We start from the raw sequence: 18,133 nt of genomic DNA on the forward strand, positions 1-18,133 counted from the left end.
CGTCAGATGAGTTTCGCGGCCTCTTGGGCAAACTGCAGCACCACCGAGGGAACGATGCCGGGGATCAGCGTGCCGGCAACGGAGATGATCAGACACAGGGCAATGGGAGTGGTAACATTGACCCAGCTGAACTCTTCGGTCGACTCCTTCATGTACATGTACACCATTACGCGAAGGTAGTAGTAAACCGATGCGGCGCTATTGAGAACACCGATCACGGCCAGCCAGATGTACCCCTTCTGGATGGCACCGGAGAACAGGTAGAACTTGCCGATGAAACCCGCGGTGGGCGGCATGCCGGCCAGCGAGAACAGGAAGATGGTCATGACCAGTGCAAGAATGGGGTGTTTGAAGCCAAGCCCGGCAAAATCCTGGACATTGCCGTTGGCCTCGCCTTTTTTGCCGATCAGTACCAGAACGGCGAAGGCGCCGATGTTCATGAAGGTGTAGGACAGCATGTAGAACAGAATGCCTGCAGTGGCGGTACCGTTGGCAGCAGTGAAACCGACCAGGGCGTAACCGGCGTGGGCAATCGAAGAGTAGGCCAGCATGCGCTTGATGTTGTCCTGGCGCAAGGCGGTAATGTTACCGACCGTCATGGTCAGTACGGCCAGAATCCAGAGCAGCTGGCTCCAGTCGGCCTGCATGGTGGGGAACGCGACCAGCAGGATTCTCAGGGCAGCCGCGAAACCGGCGGCCTTGGGTCCGGCAGACATGAAAGCGGTCATCGGTGTCGGCGCCCCTTCGTACACATCAGGGGTCCACATGTGAAACGGTGCAGCAGCTATTTTGAAGGCGAATCCGGTCAGCATCAGCAGCATGCCGGCCAGCAGCATGATGTTGGAGGAAGAAATGCCGATCTGTGCCGCCTTGGAGGCGATCACCGCAATACGGGTACTGCCGGTGGCACCGTAGGTGAGAGCCATGCCGTAGAGCAGGAATCCGGTCGAAAAGGCACCGAGCAGGAAGTATTTGAGACCGGCCTCGTTGGATTTGACATTGGCGCGGTTGAAACCGGCCAGTACGTACAGGGAGACCGACATGACCTCCAGGCCGAGGAAAATGGTCATCAGATCGGTGCCGGCAGCCATCAGCATCATACCGACTACCGTAAAGAGAATCAGCGGGTAAAGTTCCCCGTGATTGCAGTCTTCACGCTCCATGTACTGGTCGGCGATCAGGATGGCCAGGCCTGCGGCCAGCAGGAAAATCATCTTGAAAAAGGAGGCGAAGTTGTCCTGGACAACCGAGCCGTTGAAGCTCTCGACATGTCCGTTCCACCCTGCACCTACCAGCACGGCCGTAACAACGACGCCGACGAAGCTGATGTAACCCAGGTAGGACTTCTTGCCGCTGGGAGCAAACACATTGATCAGCAGCAGGGCCATGGCCAGCACGGAGAGCAGGATCTCCGGCAGGATCGGCGTCATGTTGACGGCTGGAATTGAAATCATGTCCATCTAAAATATCCTCCGGTCGGGGTAGACTCGTGTATTGATTTACTTCGCTTCGTGCGGGTTGGCAGCGGCAGGCGCTGCTGCACCATGGGGTTCGACTGGTGCTGCCGTCCCGGAATTACCCTCGGGCTGTTGTACGTTCACCTGGACGGCAGGTACGGCCGGCATGGCGGCTGCAGCATTCTGTGCCGTCATGGAAGCCGGGCGGATCTGGCTGACCAGCTTTTTAACTGCCGGATCCATCGTATCGATGAACGGTTTGGGGTAGAGCCCCATCACGAAGATCAGGACGATCAGAGGTACCATGATCGCGATCTCACGACCGTTGAGATCGGTCAGCTTCTGATTTTTGGGATTATCGAGCTCGCCGAACATGACGCGCTGGAACATCCACAGCATGTACACCGCGGAAAGGATCACACCGCTGGTAGCAATGATGGTCCACCAACGCAGCTCGCTCTCAAAGGCGCCGATCAGCACCAGGAACTCCCCGACGAATCCGTTGGTGCCGGGCAGGCCGACGGAGGAGAAGGTTACGATCATGAAGATGGTGGCGAAAATCGGCATCTGTTTCGAAAGACCGCCAAAGTCGGTAATGAGCCTGGTGTGCCGACGTTCGTAAATGAAGCCGACGATAAGGAACAATGCGCCGGTGGATACGCCGTGGTTCAGCATCTGCAGCATACCGCCGGTAATGCCCTGCTGATTGAAGGCGAATATTCCCAGCATGACGAAGCCCAAGTGAGCCACCGAGGAATAGGCAACCAGTTTTTTGACATCTTCCTGGACCATCGCCACCAGCGCGGCATAGATGATGCCGATCACGGCCAGAGTGGCAATGAGGGGCGCAAACTTGTGGGCTGCTTCAGGAAAAAGCGGGATGGCGAAGCGTACGTAACCATAGGTACCCATCTTCAGCAGGATGGCGGCCAGGATGACCGAGCCTGCGGTCGGTGCCTCGGTGTGTGCGTCGGGCAACCAGGTGTGCAGAGGGAACATCGGAACCTTGATGGCAAAAGCGAACGCAAAAGCCAGGAACAACCAGACCTGAGTTGCAAGGTCCAGGCGCAGATCAAAGAAGCGCAGCAGACTGAAATCGGTGAGGCCGGCCTGCTGTCCCTTGAAGTAAAGGAAGACCAGGGCTACCAGCATCAGCAGCGAACCTACCATGGTGAAGATGAAGAACTTGACCGCAGCGTAAATTCTGTTCTTGCCACCCCAGATGCCGATCATGAAGTACATCGGGATCAGCATGACTTCCCAGAAGATGTAGAACAGGAACAGATCCAGGGCGATGAAAGCGCCGAGCATGCCGGTTTCGAGCAGGAGCAGGCAGATCATGTATTCCTTGACCTTCTCTTCCACGGCCGTGTAGGTGGAAAGCACGGCCAGCGGCATGATGAAGGTGGTCAGGATGACCAGCCAGAGGCTGATACCGTCGATGCCGACATTGTAGCGCATGACGAAGGGGCCGGCCGCAATCCAGGGTACATTTTCGGTAAACTGGTATTCAGCGTTGGGCTGGAAGCCGAAGAGTACCGGCAACGAGACCAGGAAGGTCACGATGGTCACCCCGAGGGCAACGCCACGCAAGACCGACTTGCTGTCCTTGGGGATGAACAGCAGCAGCAGGACACCCAGTATCGGCAGGAATGTCGTCAGGCTCAGTAGGTTACTCATGAATTCATGCTCCTTTATTGCAAATTGCGTATGTCAGTTTACTTGAAAACGTAATAACCCAGGATCACCACCACGCCGAAAGCCATAGACCAGGCATAGTTGTAGATCAGACCGGACTGCATGTAGCGGAACACTCCACTGAATCCCATCACGACATTGGCAACACCGTTCACGATGCCGTCCACGATGACCACATCGAATCCCTTCCAGAGAAAGCGGCCCAGGGCCTTGCAGGGATTGACGAATACGAAGTCGTACAGTTCGTCGATATACCACTTGTTGTACACTGCGCGGTGAAGTGCAGGGAACGTGGAGGTGAACTTCTTGGGAAGTTCGGTGTTCTTGACGTACATCGTGAAGGCAATCGTAATGCCGATCAGAGCGATGACCACGGAACCGGCCATCAGGGCCCACTCGAGCGAGTGGCTGTGATGCGCCCCTTCGTGAGCATATTTGGCGCCGTAGTGGTTGGCCTGCTCGAAAACCGGCTCAAGCCAGTGTTCGAAATAGTTGGGAATTCCGCCGAACAGCTCGCCGATCAGCTTGGGCAGACCGATGTAGCCGCCGACAACTGCGAGGAATCCGAGTACCATCAGGGGGATGGTGATGACCAGCGGCGACTCGTGCAGGTGGCTCTTGACCTTGGGATTGATGCGGCACTCACCGTAGAAGGTCATGAAAACAAGGCGGAACATGTAGAATGCGGTAAAGCAGGCCGCAATGGCACCGATACCCCAGAGAATGGCATTGGTGGTCCCGTGGTACGGGTTGGAAAATGCCTGCCACAGGATTTCGTCCTTGGAAAAGAAGCCGGAGAAACCGGGGATGCCGGCGATGGCGATAGTCGAGACCAGGAAGGTCAGGAAGGTAATCGGCATCGGCTTTCTCAGGCCCCCCATGTTACGCATATCCTGGGCATCGTCGTGCAGATGACCGTGATGCAAGGCGTGGTGCATGGCGTGGATAACGGAACCGGAACCGAGGAACAGACAAGCTTTGAAGAAGGCATGCGTCATCAGATGGAAGATGCCGGCAGTGAAGGCGCCGACCCCCATGGCCAGGAACATGAAACCAAGCTGAGAAACAGTTGAGTAGGCCAGAACGCGCTTGATATCATTCTGGGCAGTACCGATAGTTGCAGCAAAGATAGCCGTGGCGGCACCGATCACAGCAATTACCAGCATGGTTTCCGGGGATTTGATGAACACGAAGCTCATACGACCGATCATGTAGACACCTGCGGTAACCATGGTAGCCGCGTGGATCAGGGCCGAAACAGGAGTCGGACCTTCCATGGCATCAGGCAACCAAGTGTAGAGCGGGATCTGTGCAGATTTACCGGTAGCCCCCAGGAAGAAGCACAGCCCGGCAACGGTAACGACGCCGCCGTAAGGAAGCAGATTAGAAGCTGCCTTGATCTCGGTGAAATTGATGGTCCAAACGTTGTGGTTGCTGCCGAGCCACCAGTAGAGGGTGAACAGGCCGATCAGGAAGCCGAAGTCACCGACGCGGTTCATGACGAAAGCCTTTTTGGCGGCGTCACCGGCCGATTTCTTATGGAAGTAGTAGCCGATCAGCAGGTAGGAGCACAGACCGACACCCTCCCAACCGATGAACATGACGAGCAGGTTGTTGCCCAGTACGAGCAGCAGCATGGACATGCAGAACAGGTTCAGATAGGCGAAGAACCGGTAGAAGCCCTCCTCGCCGTGCATGTAGCCAATCGAGTAGAGATGGATCAAAGAACCGACGCCGGTAACGACCATGATCATGATGCAGGAGAGCGGATCCAGCAGGAAGGCCATATCAGCCTTGAAATTGCCGGAGTGAATCCACGGAAAGACTACCTTCTCGAACACGCGCTGTTCGGGGGGCAGGCCGATCATTTGCATGAGGATCCCGCACGACACCAGGAACGACAGGAAAATCGCGAGGGTACCGATGCCACCGATGACCGCTTCATTCTTGATCTTTTTCCCGAAGAAACCGTTGATCAGGAATCCAACCAGCGGGAACAGCGGGATCAGCCATACGTAGTCAAACATGAAAGACTCCTTTATTGAATCGTTAAACGTAGTCTCTGAGCAGGTGCTGCCGAGCCTTTACCACTTCATCAAGCTGATGTCTTCAACGTCGATGGACTCCCTGTTGTTGAAGAAGGCGATCATCAGGGCCAGACCGACGGCAGCCTCTGCTGCCGCAACCGTCATGACGAAGAAGACGAAGATCTGTCCGTCCAGATTGCCGAGATAGCGGGAAAGTGCAACAAACGTAAGGTTAACGGCATTCAGCATCAGTTCGATGCACATGAAGATTACAATGGCATTTTTCCGGGTAAGGACACCGATGGTCCCGATAGAGAACAAAATCGCACTGACGAGGAGATAACTATTCAGGTTTTCCATTAGGCGTTCCTCTGTGTTTATAATTTTTTCTTGGCCAAGATGACGGCACCGATAATGGCAACCAGCAGCAGGATCGAAGTGATCTCGAACGGTAGCAGGAAGTTGGTGAACATCTCCTTGCCAATCAGTTCGGTGTGGCCGGTAGCCTTGATCACCTCGGCGCTATAAACCCCGGTGGGCGTGGCGGCACGACTCTTCAGGAGCAGAAAGACCGTATTGAGCAGCGTGAAGAAACCGATGATTGAGCCGAGCACGACCTTGTGCGAATGCTTCTTGGTGGCATCCACCCGGATATTAAGCAGCATGATGGTGAACACGATCAGCACCATGATGGCGCCGGCGTAAACCATCACCTGCACAGCGGCCATGAACGGTGCATCCAGCATGACATAGTACGTGGCAAGGCAGAAAAAGGTCATTACCAGAGACAACGCGCTGTTGATCGGGTTCTTGCAGGTGATCACCATGATCGCCGATATGATCGCCACCAGCGTGATGAATGCGAAGAAGAGGGTTTCCATGCACTGCTCCTTTATTTCTTTTCTAAAAGTCTTTCCTTGCCGAAGACGAAATCCTCGCGGCGGTAATTGGCCAGTTCGAATGTGGTCGTCATCCTAACGGCATCAACCGGGCAGGCTTCGACGCAGTAGCCGCAGAAAATGCAGCGCAGCATGTCGATTTCATACTTTGCGGCATATTTGTCGTGATTGGCATCCTCTGCTGCTTCAACAGTAATGCATTTGGCAGGACAAACCGTAGGGCAGAGGTAACAGGCCACACATTTGGCCTTGTTGTGGGAAACGTTCAGTGCATGCAGTCCTCTGAAGCGGGAAGCTACTTTGGGCCGTTCATCCGGATACTGCAGGGTGATCGGCTTCTTGAACATATGGCTCAGAGTGATCTTCAAACCATTTATTATCGGTGTAATCGGATTCATATTCCATCTCCGTCCTTGAAGTGCGTGTTGTTGAGCTTATTTAACGAAGTAACCGATGACGCCGGTGATCACGATGTTTACAAGAGACAACGGCAGCAGTACTTTCCAACCCAGATGCATGAGCTGGTCATAACGGTAGCGAGGCAGAGTGGCACGAATCCACATGCACACGAAGATCAGCGCGTAGACTTTCGCGATGAAATATACGGGTCCAAGCAGCGGAAAGGCTCCGACCAGCGGCCCCTGCCAACCGCCCAGGAACAGCGTGGCAGTCAGGGCGCAGACGGTGACCATGTTGGCATATTCAGCCATGAAGAACATGGCGTACTTCATACTCGAATACTCGGTACAGAAACCGGATACAAGCTCAGTTTCAGCTTCGGGAAGGTCGAAGGGCGTACGGTTGATCTCTGCCAGAGAGCAGATGAAGAACAGGAAGAACGCCAGCGGCTGTTTGAAGACGTACCACAGGCCTGCCTGCTGATTGACGATCTGGTTCAGCGAAAGGGTGCCGGACAGCATGAATACCGACACGATCGCCAGACCGGCGGAGAGTTCGTAGGAGATCATCTGGGCCGAGGCTCGCAGCCCCCCCATCAACGAGTATTTACTGTTGGAGGCCCAGCCAGCAAGGACGATGCCGTAAACGCCCAGGGAAGACATGGCAAGAATATACAGCGCGCCGACGTTGAGGTCATAAACCCTGCCGGTGGCCGTATCGATGTAGCTGGCAATCTGGAGCGGAATCGGGTAACCGGCGACTTCAATGACTCCGCCGAAGGGGATGACCGCAAAGGTGATGAAGGCCGGGATCAGCGCGATCAGTGGAGCCACCAGAAAGGCAAAGGTGCTGGAACTGGTCGGAATGATCTCTTCCTTGAAGAACAGCTTCACCCCATCGGCAATCGGCTGCAGCAAGCCGTGCCAGCCTACGCGCATGGGTCCCAGGCGTACCTGCATGTGACCTATGATCTTACGCTCGGCATAGGTGGCATAGGCCACTGTCAGCAGCACGAAGACAAATGCCACCAGCACCTTGGCAACCATTGCGATGTAGTACATCATCGGTAATCCTAAAATCTCGATTCCCATCTGACCCTCTTTCCTTGGATTATGAAATAGTCCGAGAACGTTTGGTTATTAGCTATTTGCCCACTGTGACCCAGGTAACGGCTGCGCCGCTCCAGATTGTGTTCACTTGTGCCGCTTCAAAGTGGTAAGGGGCAAAGACCACGCCAGCCGGCAGGCGCGGAGAAATTCTTGCTTTGAGCTGCGTGCTGCCGGTAGAAGAGGTCACCGTCAGCAGATCGCCTTCGGAAACCTTGTGCGCTGCAGCGTCAGCCCGCGAGATTTCGACATACCCTTCGGGGCAGACGTACATTGGGCCTTCGCCGTACTGGGACAATGTACCGCAGTGGTACAGTACGCTGCCCACCAGCAGAGCCAGTTTCCCTTGCTCGACAGTGGGGCGGACGACAGCGGGTGCCACCAGGGCAGGCTTGACGTCAACCGGTGCGAAAGCGCCCTCTTCTCCCAATTTCGCGTAGGACATGCCTGCGTAGCCGGGGGCGGAGGCAGCAATATCAGCGAATGCGGCTGCAGGAGATGCGGGGGCCTGTCCTCCGAGCAGATTAATCAATACGCTGAAGATTTCGAAGTCGGATTTGCTGAGACCAACCTTTTTAATGGCCGGCTTGAAATACTGGACGCGGCGATCCACGGAAGTGAAGGTACCTTCCTTTTCGGCGAACGAGCAGGCCGGCAGCACAACATCGGCCATGGCAGCGGTTTCGCTCAGGAACAGGTCAGAAACGATCAGGCAATCGACCTTGTCCAGGGCTGCGGAAACCTTGCTGCGGTCAGGATAGGACACCAGCGGATTTTCGCCGGCCACGAAGAGGGTCTTGACCGATCCCGACGCGCAATCCTCCAGGATCTGGCCTGCGTCCTTGCCGCCGTTGGCGGGATAGAAGCCCATATCGACAGCACCCTGGCTGTTGTTCTTCTCGGCCATGCAGAGCACGCCGCTGCCTTCCGTACCGAGCTTGCCGGTCAGGATGGCGAGGTTCGCAGCGGCACTTGCCAAGTCAGCATTGTGGCCGGGATAGGCCAAACCGGTCGGGAATATGATCAGCGCCTTTTCGGCAGAGGCATAGTCACGGGCAAACTGAACGATGCTGGCAGCATCGATCCCGGTCTGTCCTGCAACGGCTTCGGGAGTGAAATCGGACAGTGCTCGCTCGAGCTCTGCAAAACCGGCGACCGAGGCAGCGGTTCCGGCGGTGAGCTTCTCATCGAGAATGACCTTTGTGATGGCGTTCAGCAGGGCAATTTCAGTGCCGGGCGCGTGCACGAGGGTCTTTGCACCGGGAAGCTTGCCGAGCTTGCCGCGCTTGTCGGACAGGATACTGAGCTTAACCCCCTTGTTCTTGACAGCCTGGTTGATTTCGAAACCGACGACCGGGTGAGTTTCATAGGCATCGGTTTTGATCACCAGCAACAGGTCGCTTTTCTGGATGTCGAGGATGGTCGCGGTTGAGGCGGCTACCCCGAAGCTCCTGGAAAGACCTTTCGTCAGGGCCGAATGGGCGTAACCGGCGGAATGGTCGTAGCTGGCAGACCCGGCAAGTTTCATCAGGTCCTTGAACAGGACGAACTCTTCGTTGGTCAGACGGGCCGTGGAGAGTGCCGCCACATTGCCCCCCTTGAGCCGGCCGGCTACGAACTGCAGAGCTTCGTCCCAGCTGGCTTCCCTCAGGGCGCCGTCTTTGCGGACCATCGGTTTGGTCAGCCGCTTGTCGTTGTTGATGAACTGATAGCCGAAGCGGCCGCGTGCGCACAGCAATCCTTTGTGGAATCCCTGTTCGGCGTCGTAGATAGTGGTCAGGACCTTGTTGTCCTGAACGCCGAGAGTCAGATTGCAGCCGGTGCCGCAGTAACCGCAGACTGATTTCTGCTTGGTGAGCGCCCAGAAGCGGGCCTTGAATTTGAACGGGCGTGCCAGAAGGGACCCCACCGGGCAGACGGAAACGCAGGAACCGCAGAACTCACAGTTGAGAGCGCCTTCGAACTCGCAGCCGATCTTGGTTTCGATGCCGCGGTCGATGAAGGTCAGTGCACCGAAGGAAACCACCTCGTCGCAGATGCGGGCGCATTTGCCGCACAGGACACAGCGGTTCATGTCGCGCTCTATGAGCGGATTGTTGTAGTCGATTTCGTGCTGGAATTTCTCGTCGGTAAATCGATTGGCGCTGACCTGATACTCGTAGGTCAGGTTCTGCAGATCGCAGTCGCCGCCTTTGTCGCATACCGGACAGTCGATCGGATGGTTGAGCAGCAAAAGCTCCAGCACCATCTTGCGGGCCTTGACGATATCAGGGGTCGAGGTGCGGATGATCATGCCCTCGGTCACCGGGGTGGTACAGGCCGGAATCTGGCGTCCCTTCATCTGCTCGACTTCAACCAGGCACATGCGGCATGCGCCGAACGGCTTGAGTTTGCTATCATGGCACAGGATCGGGATGTTGATCCCGTTCAATTTGGCCGCTTCATAAATGGTCGCGGTTTTGGGCGCTGTGACCTGTTTGTCGTCTATCGTAAGATTTACCATCTCAACCCTCTTCCGTGAGTTTGACTGTTCGTTCGAGTATTCAGGCTATTCAATTGCCATGAACCGGCAGGCATCGTAGCAGGATTTGCACTTGGTGCATTTTTCCTTGTCAAGCCAGGCCAGCTGGCCTTTTTCCCATACGATGGCATCCACAGGGCAGGCCTTCTTGCAGGCACCGCACTTGACGCACTTGTCTTCCACTACCTGCCACAGCAGCAGTTCCTTGCAGCAGTTGGAGGGACAACGCTTGTTATTGATGTGCGCCTCGTATTCGTCGCGGAAATAATTGATGGTGGACAGAATCGGGTTCGGAGCCGTCTGGCCGAGTCCGCAGAGAGAGGCCTTTTTGATGGAGGCCCCCAGATCGAGCAGTGTGTCGATGTCACTCGGCTCGCCGCGCCCCTCGGTGATACGCTCGAGAATGTCGAGCATGACCTTGAGGCCGATCCTGCAGGGAACACACTTGCCGCAGGACTCCATCCTGGTGAAGGTAAGGAAGAAGCGAGACACGTCCACCATGCAGGTGGTCTCGTCCATGACGACCAGACCGCCGGAACCCATCATGGCGCCGGCTTTGATCAGGGAGTCGTAGTCGACCGGCGTGTCCAGGATCTCACCCGGAATACAGCCGCCGGAAGGGCCACCGGCCTGGACGGCCTTGAATTTGCGGTTGTTGAGGATACCGCCGCAGACGTCATAGATAACCGAACGGACAGTCATGCCTGCCGGAACCTCGACCAGACCGGTATGCTTGACCTTGCCGGTAACGGCGAAAATCTTGGTCCCCTTGGTGGTCTCTGTGCCCAGCGAAGCGTACCACTCGGCGCCCTTGTTGATGATGTGCCGAACGTTGCCGAAGGTCTCGACGTTATTGATGTTGGTCGGCTTGCCCCACAGGCCGCGTACGGCCGGGAACGGCGGGCGGGGACGGCTCATGCCGCGATGACCTTCGATGGAGGCCATCAGCGCGGTTTCCTCACCGCAGACGAAAGCGCCGGCACCCATCTTGATGCGCATGTCGAAATCGAAGCCCCAACCCTGGATGTTCTTGCCCAGATAGCCCTTTTCGTAGCAGACGTCAATGGCGTGCTGCAGACGCTGCACTGCCAGGGGGTATTCGGCGCGGACATAGACATAGCCGAAATCGCAGCCGATGGCGTAGGCGGCGATCATCATGCCTTCGATAATGCAGTAGGGGTCCCCTTCCAGCAGGGAGCGGTCCATGAACGCGCCCGGGTCGCCCTCGTCGGCGTTGCAGATCAGGTATTTGTGGTCACCGGGCGAGGCCTTGCAGAAGGACCACTTCATGCCGGTGGGAAAGCCACCGCCCCCACGGCCGCGAAGACCGGATTTCTTGACCTCTTCGATGACCTCTTCCGGCTTCATGGACTTGATGCATTTCTCGATCGCCTTGAAACCTTCTTCTTCTTTATAAGCCTCGATGCTGTCGGGGTTGATCTGACCGCAACCGGTCATGACCACGCGCATCTGGGCATCGACGAAAGTGTTGTAGTACGGCTTGGCCTTGCGTTTTTCAATGGTCGTCTTGGCGACGATATGCTCGTCGACGAGTTTCTCCACCTCTTCGGGCTGGACGAAGTCGTAGGTGATCCGCCCCTGTTCCTCGGTGATGATATCCACCAGAACGTCATTGGCGCACAGACCACGGCAACCGGTATGTATGACCTCGCACCGCTTGCCAACTACTGCGTCAACGCCCTTTTCCTGAAGCACCCGCCGGAACTCGGCCTCAACCTTTTTCGCCCCGGCCGAAATGCCGCCGGTTCCTTGACATATCAGAATCTTTATTGCTTCGCCCATAACGCTCTGTCCTCTGCTGGAGTGGTTGAGTCGGTCCTATTTCATCGGCCGCTGGTTGTATTCGGCAATTATCTCGTCAACCTTCTGGACCGTCATCTTGCCGAAGGTATCGTCGTTGACCATGGCCAGCGGCGCCATGCCGCAGGCACCCAGACAGGCGACCTTTTCAAAGGTATAGCGAAGGTCGGGGGTGGTTTCGGCATGACCGATGCCAAGCTTGTCAAAAAAGGTCTCAACGATGCGCGGAGCGCCCGAAACGTGACAGGCGGTTCCGACGCATACGCGAATGATGAAACGCCCTCTCGGCTTGAGGTGAAACTGGGCGTAAAAAGTAAGCACGCCATAGATCTGGCTGGGGTAAACATTCAGCCGCTCGGCAATATGGTCTGCCACCACGTGCGGAATATACCCGTATTCATCCTGTACACCTTGAAGAACCGGCATCAGGTTGCCAGGAATATCTATGTATTTATCGATTACCGCGTCGGCGATGGAAAGATCAATCTCCGGTTCCTGCTGTTCAGTCTGTTGCGCTACCGCGTCACTCATGCGCGCCATCTCCTTTGAATCGTACGGAAATTATCTGTCGATTTCGCCCAGAACGATGTCCAGGGTACCAATCACGGCCACCAAGTCTGCAACCATGGCTCCGGTAGACATCTGCTCCAGCGCCTGAAGATTTACGAATGAAGGTGGACGGATTCTCAGGCGGTACGGTCTGTTGCCACCTTCGCTGACGATGTAGTAGCCGAGTTCGCCCTTGGGAGCCTCAATTCCCTGGTAGACCTCTCCTTCCGGCACCGGATACCCTTCAGAAGCGATCTTGAAGTGGTGGATCAGGCCTTCGATGCTGTTGTAGACATTTTCCTTGGGCGGATAGCACACGTGGGGGCAGTCAGCCAGCACGGGACCGGGCTTGAGACGGTCGAGGGCCTGCTGGATGATCTTGCAGGATTCGCGCATTTCAACCAGACGCACCTTGTAACGGTCAAAAGTGTCACAGTTCTGGCCAACCGGCACCTTGAACTGGTAGGTTTCGTAACCACTGTAGGAGTTGTCGCGGCGCATATCCCAGTCAACGCCGGAACCCCTCAGTGCGGGACCGGTAAGGCCGATATCAATTGCGTTCTCGGCGGAAATGACGCCATTACCCACGGTACGCTTCAGCCAGATGGGGTTGGTAGTCAGCAGGCCTTCGTAGGTATCGAGGTTCGCCGGCATTTCGTTGACAAACGCGCGCACCTTGGCCTCGAATTCCGGCGGAACATCCATGGAAAGCCCACCGGCGCGGAAGAAGTTGGAGGTCATGCGAGCCCCGGAGATCAGCTCGTAGGTCTCCATGACAACTTCGCGCTCGCGGAAACAGTAGAGAAAGACCGTCATGGCGCCGATATCGAGGGCGTGGCAGGCCAGCCAGACCAGATGCGACTTGAGACGTGTCATTTCGGCCATGATCACCCGGATTGTCTGAGCACGTTCGGGCACCTGGATATCAAGCAGTTTTTCCACTGCCAGAATGTATCCGAGGTTGTTGCTCATGGGTGCCAGGTAGTCCAGGCGGTCGGTCAGCGGCAGAACCTGATGATAGGTCCGGTTTTCCGACAGTTTTTCCACGCCACGGTGCAGGTAACCGATATCAGGGGTTACCTTGGTGATCACCTCGCCATCCAGCTCGAGTACCAGCCTCAGAACCCCGTGGGTACTGGGATGCTGCGGGCCCATGTTCAATGTCATTTTTTCCGTAGTAGCCATTATCGCCTCTTCTTAAGTTCGAAATCCAAAAACGGAATTATTTCAACGCTACGACAGGCGCCCTTTGTACGGCTCACGGTCAGGCCCCTGGAGCGGATAATCCTTGCGCAGGGGGTATCCCTCCCAATCAGGCGTCATCAGGATGCGGGTCAGATTGGGATGATTTTCGAAGACGATGCCGAACAGGTCAAAGACTTCGCGTTCGAGCCAGTTGGCAGTCCCCCAAACCTGGGTAGCGCTCTGGATGCGCCCGTCGGCCTCGGCCACCGGTGCCTTGATGCGCAGCCGATCCTTGTTGGCTATGGAAAAGAGCTGGTAAACCAGCATAAAACGTTCATCCTTCTTTCCCAGGTAGTCAACCGCAGTCACGTCAGTGAGCATGTTGTACTGGAGAGACTGCTTGAGAAACGAGAGGATGGGCAGGATATCATCCTTCTTGACGGTGACAGTGACCTCGTCACGAAATTTTCTCACTTCGAGAATCGAGGAAGCGAACTGCTCCTTCAGCTTGATTACTGCGCGATTGTTTTCTGCCATGATTCCAACCCTTTTCTGGGATTTGATTTTATTCAACTACCACATGGATCAATCAGGCGGCGGAGGTGATCCTCTGCCCCAGACCGAGCGCGGATCCGAACGAGTTCTTCTCTTTCATGATCTTGTCCTGCAGCTTCATGATGCCGAACAGCAGCGCCTCGGGACGTGGCGGACAACCCGGAATGTAAACATCGACCGGCAGCGCCTCGTCGATACCCTGAACAACGCTATAGGTGTCAAACACACCACCGGAGCAGGCACAGGCCCCCATGGCGATCACCCACTTGGGCTCGGGCATCTGCTCGTACACGGTCTTGATTACCGGCAACATTTTCTTGGTAACCGTACCGGCAATGATGATGCAGTCGGCCTGACGCGGTGAGGCACGGAAAATGATACCGAAACGATCAAGGTCATGGGAGGATGCGCCGGTAGCCATCATCTCGATGGCACAGCACGCCAGACCAAAGGTCATCGGCCAGATGGACGACTTCCTCGACCAGTTCACCAGCGCATCAAGCGACGTGGTTATGATATTCTCGCCGAGCGGATTCTCTACTCCCATTCCAGTGCTCCTTTTTTCCAGACATAAATATAACCGACAAAGAGAATGACAATAAAGAGACCCATCTCTACCAAGCCGAACACACCGAGCTTCTTGTAAAGAATCGCCCAGGGATAGAGAAACACAGCCTCAATGTCGAACAGAATGAAAAGCATCGCAATCAGGTAGAACTTGATCGAGAAGCGCTCCCGCGCCGTTCCCACCGGCTCGCATCCGCACTCGTATGGAGCTTGCTTAATGGCAGAAAACTTCTTCGGTCCGATGATCGACGACATGACCAACGAGACAAGCCCGAAAGATATCGCCACGATCACAAGCAGAAGTATGGGTAAATAGGCACCAAGCATGAAAAATTCCTCCTCACGGCGTTACGGTATACTGTATACAAAACAGTTGAGAAAATAGGGTAATCAGGGTTCTTTGTCAAGATTATTTTTCCGGCGGGAAACGTACTGATAAACAGGCGCTGACGGCTCGGCTCGGCAAAGTTTTTTTGAATGAAATTGGCTCATTACCCTTGACACAGCTGCATACAGTATGCTACGCATTTCTGCTGGTCAGCATATTCCACGGCATCTGGTCCTTGCCGACAGAAGGGGATTAACGACATGAATCACCACCGTTCCAGCGTGCTTTTTCAACAGGCAAAAGCATCCATCCCCGGCGGCGTCAACAGTCCGGTACGGGCATTCAAATCGGTCGGAGCCGACCCCCTTTTCATAACCAGGGCGGCCGGCTGCACGATCAGCGACGAAGACGGCAATTCTTACACTGACTATGTAGGCTCCTGGGGACCCATGATCCTGGGGCACTGCCACCCGCAGGTGGTGGATGCCGTGAAATCCGCCCTAGAAAAGGGCGCGAGCTTCGGCGCACCGACGAAGCTCGAGATTACCCTGGCCGAAATGGTTATCGATGCGGTTCCCTCCATCGAAATGGTCCGCATGGTCAGCTCCGGCACCGAGGCGACCATGAGTGCCATACGCCTTGCCCGCGGCTTCACCGGACGCGACAAGATTCTCAAGTTTTCCGGATGCTACCACGGCCATGCCGACTCACTGCTCGTCAAGGCCGGGTCCGGCGCCGCAACGTTCGGCGTACCCGATTCGCCCGGTGTGCCTGCCGATTTTGCCAAACACACCCTCACCGGAGAATACAACTCCCTCGCCTCGGTAAAAACACTGGTCGCGGAAAATCCCGGGCAGATTGCCTGCATCATCGTGGAACCCGTAGCCGGCAATATGGGAACCGTGCCTCCCCGGGAAGGCTTTCTGGAAGGACTGCGTGAGATCTGCACCAACGAAGGGATCGTTCTGATCTTTGACGAAGTGATGTCCGGATTCCGCGTCGCCTACGGCGGTGCCCAGGAACTCTATGGAATCACCCCCGACATGACCACCCTGGGCAAAATCATCGGCGGCGGACTCCCGGTGGGCGCCTTCGGCGGTAAACGCGAGATCATGGAAAAACTGTCTCCCAACGGGGGCGTGTATCAGGCCGGCACCCTTTCCGGCAACCCGCTCGCCATGAGCGCCGGCATCGCCACGCTTTCGCTGCTGAAACAACCGGGCTTTTATTCGGCACTCGAGGAGAAGAGCCGGGCCGTTGCCGACGGGATCTCCGCCGCTGCCAAACAGGCAGGCTACCCCATTTATTCCACCCGGGTAGGCAGCATGTTCTGCGCCTTCTTTACGCCGGGCGAAGTATATGACTGGTCCACCGCTGCCGCTTGCGACACCAAGGCATTCTCCCGCTATTTTCTGGGCATGCTGGAGGAAGGCATCTATCTGGCACCGTCACAGTTTGAAACCGCCTTCGTCTCGGCTGCCCATACCGACGCGGACATCGAACGCACCATTGCTGCGGCAGCCAAATGCTTTAAAGCGCTCCGGTAAAGCCTTATTAATTTGACATGGTGATAGCCGCCGTGCTATTGAATACCGGTTTTAGTGTCGGATAAATACGCATGAACCGTGATAAAAAGGATATCTTCCGCAGCTTGGCGCTGGTATCCAGTATGGGGATATCGGTTGTACTCGCGATCGGCATCGGCGTCTGGTTCGGTCTGACTCTGGACCGTTGGCTTGGGACAAAACCCTGGTTCTTTTATATCTTTCTTTTTATCGGAATCGCGGCCGGCTTCAAAAACATCTACGTAATAGCCGGCAGGGAGATCCGCAGGAATGATGACGGCGATAAATGAGGAAAACCTCTTCGCGGTCATCCTCAAAGGAAGCGTTGGCCTCCTTCTGGTTCTGACCATCGGTGGATTCGTTTTCTTTTCCGTAAAAACCGGCTTGGGTATTCTGACGGGCGGGATAATTGCCCTGGTCAACTTCGTCTGGATGCGCAACGTTCTTCAGCGCATCCTGGGACTGCTGCCCTCCAGACCGGGCCTCTATGCCCAACTGAGGTTTGTCGCCCGTATTGTAGTTACCGGACTGATACTCTATTTTCTGATCGTGTCGGGCTGGGTTTCTTTGGCTGGACTTCTGACAGGATTGTCGGTCATCGTCGCAAACATCATCGCACTTTCAATATATCGTGCCGTGCGCACAGGAGGTTAGGTCTCATGGTTCACCCGTTACTGTTTCTCGAGTTCTTCCGCTCACTCTTGGCCCCGCTGCACATCAGCGAAGCCAGCGCCGATGCCATTGCCTATACCTGGCTGATCATCATACTGCTGCTGGTGCTGTCGGTGCTGGCAACCTCCGCCCTGAAGACGATTCCGAGCGGCCTGCAGAATTTCATGGAAGTGGTTGTCGGCGGCATCGAGAACATGATCGTCGAGACCATGGGCGAACATGGCCGTCCCTTTTTCCCGTTGATCGCCACCCTGGCCATTTTCGTGCTCGTTTCCAACCTGATCGGCCTGGTTCCCGGCTTCTTTCCGCCGACCGCCAACATCAATACGACTGCTGCCTGCGCCATCATCGTCTTTCTTTCAACCCACGTGGTGGGGATCAAGCACCATGGTTTCCACTATTTCAAGCACTTCTGCGGGCCGATCGCCTGGCTGGCTCCGATCATGTTCTTCATCGAAGTTATCGGCCACCTGAGCCGTCCTGTGTCGCTGACCCTGCGTCTCTTCGGCAACATGAACGGCCATGAGTTGGTGCTGATGATCTTCTTCGGCCTGGCTCCCTTCCTGGTTCCGCTGCCGATGATGCTGATGGGCGTACTGGTTTCCTTCATCCAGGCCTTCGTGTTCATGCTGCTGGCAATGATCTACATCCAGGGCTCCCTGGAAGAGGCACACTAACAATCTGGTAGAGGTTAAGGTTCAGCAATACCTTTCCTCAACCTTGACCTTAATCTGTTTTTCCAATCCTATACCATTTAGGATAATCACACCCCGAGAGGAGAAGT

The 18,133-nt window shown here is 55.8% G+C and carries 18 protein-coding genes; 4 read left to right on the forward strand and 14 right to left on the reverse strand.

What is annotated here, in order from left to right:
- Positions 1-2: 2 nt before the first annotated feature.
- From GSVR_RS18985 to GSVR_RS19050, 14 genes are read right to left on the reverse strand one after another with little or no spacing between them, the layout of a single operon-like run.
- Positions 3-1,460: an NADH-quinone oxidoreductase subunit N gene (locus GSVR_RS18985; RefSeq protein ID WP_173195374.1), complete on the reverse strand. Its 1,458-nt coding sequence runs from the start codon at positions 1,458-1,460 to the stop codon at positions 3-5.
- Positions 1,461-1,499: 39 nt separating this feature from the next.
- Complete coding sequence (locus GSVR_RS18990; protein ID WP_173195375.1) at positions 1,500-3,137, reverse strand: NADH-quinone oxidoreductase subunit M; 1,638 nt, start codon at positions 3,135-3,137, stop codon at positions 1,500-1,502.
- A gap of 38 nt (positions 3,138-3,175) precedes the next feature.
- Positions 3,176-5,182 carry an NADH-quinone oxidoreductase subunit L gene (gene nuoL / locus GSVR_RS18995; RefSeq protein ID WP_173195376.1) on the reverse strand — a complete coding sequence of 669 codons (2,007 nt, stop codon included), beginning with the start codon at positions 5,180-5,182 and terminating at the stop codon, positions 3,176-3,178.
- Between the two features lie 57 nt (positions 5,183-5,239).
- Positions 5,240-5,542 (reverse strand): NADH-quinone oxidoreductase subunit NuoK, encoded by a 303-nt coding sequence (gene nuoK, locus GSVR_RS19000; protein WP_173195377.1) that lies wholly within the window; start codon positions 5,540-5,542, stop codon positions 5,240-5,242.
- Positions 5,543-5,559: 17 nt separating this feature from the next.
- A complete protein-coding gene (locus GSVR_RS19005; protein ID WP_173195378.1) occupies positions 5,560-6,063 on the reverse strand; it encodes an NADH-quinone oxidoreductase subunit J in 504 nt (167 codons plus the stop codon).
- Between the two features lie 11 nt (positions 6,064-6,074).
- Positions 6,075-6,479: an NADH-quinone oxidoreductase subunit NuoI gene (nuoI, locus tag GSVR_RS19010; protein ID WP_173195379.1), complete on the reverse strand. Its 405-nt coding sequence runs from the start codon at positions 6,477-6,479 to the stop codon at positions 6,075-6,077.
- A 36-nt stretch (positions 6,480-6,515) separates the two neighbouring features.
- A complete protein-coding gene (gene nuoH / locus GSVR_RS19015) occupies positions 6,516-7,571 on the reverse strand; it encodes an NADH-quinone oxidoreductase subunit NuoH (RefSeq protein WP_173195380.1) in 1,056 nt (351 codons plus the stop codon).
- A gap of 52 nt (positions 7,572-7,623) precedes the next feature.
- Positions 7,624-10,089, reverse strand: coding sequence for a molybdopterin-dependent oxidoreductase (locus tag GSVR_RS19020; protein ID WP_173195381.1), 2,466 nt, complete (start codon positions 10,087-10,089; stop codon positions 7,624-7,626).
- Positions 10,090-10,134: 45 nt separating this feature from the next.
- The gene (nuoF, locus tag GSVR_RS19025; protein WP_173195382.1) at positions 10,135-11,910 is read right to left on the reverse strand and encodes an NADH-quinone oxidoreductase subunit NuoF; all 1,776 of its coding nucleotides are present in this window, start codon (positions 11,908-11,910) and stop codon (positions 10,135-10,137) included.
- A gap of 36 nt (positions 11,911-11,946) precedes the next feature.
- Positions 11,947-12,459 (reverse strand): NAD(P)H-dependent oxidoreductase subunit E, encoded by a 513-nt coding sequence (locus GSVR_RS19030; protein WP_173195383.1) that lies wholly within the window; start codon positions 12,457-12,459, stop codon positions 11,947-11,949.
- A gap of 30 nt (positions 12,460-12,489) precedes the next feature.
- Positions 12,490-13,662 carry an NADH dehydrogenase (quinone) subunit D gene (nuoD, locus tag GSVR_RS19035; RefSeq protein ID WP_173195384.1) on the reverse strand — a complete coding sequence of 391 codons (1,173 nt, stop codon included), beginning with the start codon at positions 13,660-13,662 and terminating at the stop codon, positions 12,490-12,492.
- A gap of 48 nt (positions 13,663-13,710) precedes the next feature.
- A complete protein-coding gene (locus GSVR_RS19040) occupies positions 13,711-14,199 on the reverse strand; it encodes an NADH-quinone oxidoreductase subunit C (RefSeq protein WP_173195385.1) in 489 nt (162 codons plus the stop codon).
- A 52-nt stretch (positions 14,200-14,251) separates the two neighbouring features.
- Positions 14,252-14,764: an NADH-quinone oxidoreductase subunit B gene (locus GSVR_RS19045; protein WP_173195386.1), complete on the reverse strand. Its 513-nt coding sequence runs from the start codon at positions 14,762-14,764 to the stop codon at positions 14,252-14,254.
- Entirely contained in the window at positions 14,755-15,111 is a 357-nt protein-coding gene (locus tag GSVR_RS19050) for an NADH-quinone oxidoreductase subunit A (protein WP_173195387.1), read from the reverse strand. The genes GSVR_RS19045 and GSVR_RS19050 overlap by 10 nt, the downstream gene beginning before the upstream one ends.
- A gap of 261 nt (positions 15,112-15,372) precedes the next feature.
- Here GSVR_RS19050 and hemL point away from each other — a divergent pair, with 261 nt between their 5' ends.
- The 4 genes from hemL to atpB all read left to right on the forward strand — a co-directional run bounded on the left by hemL (position 15,373) and on the right by atpB (position 18,026).
- Positions 15,373-16,659: a glutamate-1-semialdehyde 2,1-aminomutase gene (gene hemL, locus GSVR_RS19055; protein ID WP_173195388.1), complete on the forward strand. Its 1,287-nt coding sequence runs from the start codon at positions 15,373-15,375 to the stop codon at positions 16,657-16,659.
- 71 nt (positions 16,660-16,730) lie between these two features.
- Positions 16,731-16,967, forward strand: a complete 237-nt coding sequence (locus tag GSVR_RS19060; RefSeq protein ID WP_173195389.1) for an AtpZ/AtpI family protein — start codon at positions 16,731-16,733, stop codon at positions 16,965-16,967.
- Positions 16,948-17,331, forward strand: coding sequence for an ATP synthase subunit I (locus GSVR_RS19065; protein ID WP_173195390.1), 384 nt, complete (start codon positions 16,948-16,950; stop codon positions 17,329-17,331). The genes GSVR_RS19060 and GSVR_RS19065 overlap by 20 nt, the downstream gene beginning before the upstream one ends.
- 5 nt (positions 17,332-17,336) lie before the next feature.
- Positions 17,337-18,026: a F0F1 ATP synthase subunit A gene (gene atpB / locus GSVR_RS19070; RefSeq protein WP_173195391.1), complete on the forward strand. Its 690-nt coding sequence runs from the start codon at positions 17,337-17,339 to the stop codon at positions 18,024-18,026.
- Positions 18,027-18,133: the final 107 nt, after the last annotated feature.

The sequence above is a fragment of the Geobacter sp. SVR genome (assembly GCF_016865365.1).
Taxonomy (GTDB): domain Bacteria; phylum Desulfobacterota; class Desulfuromonadia; order Geobacterales; family Pseudopelobacteraceae; genus Pelotalea.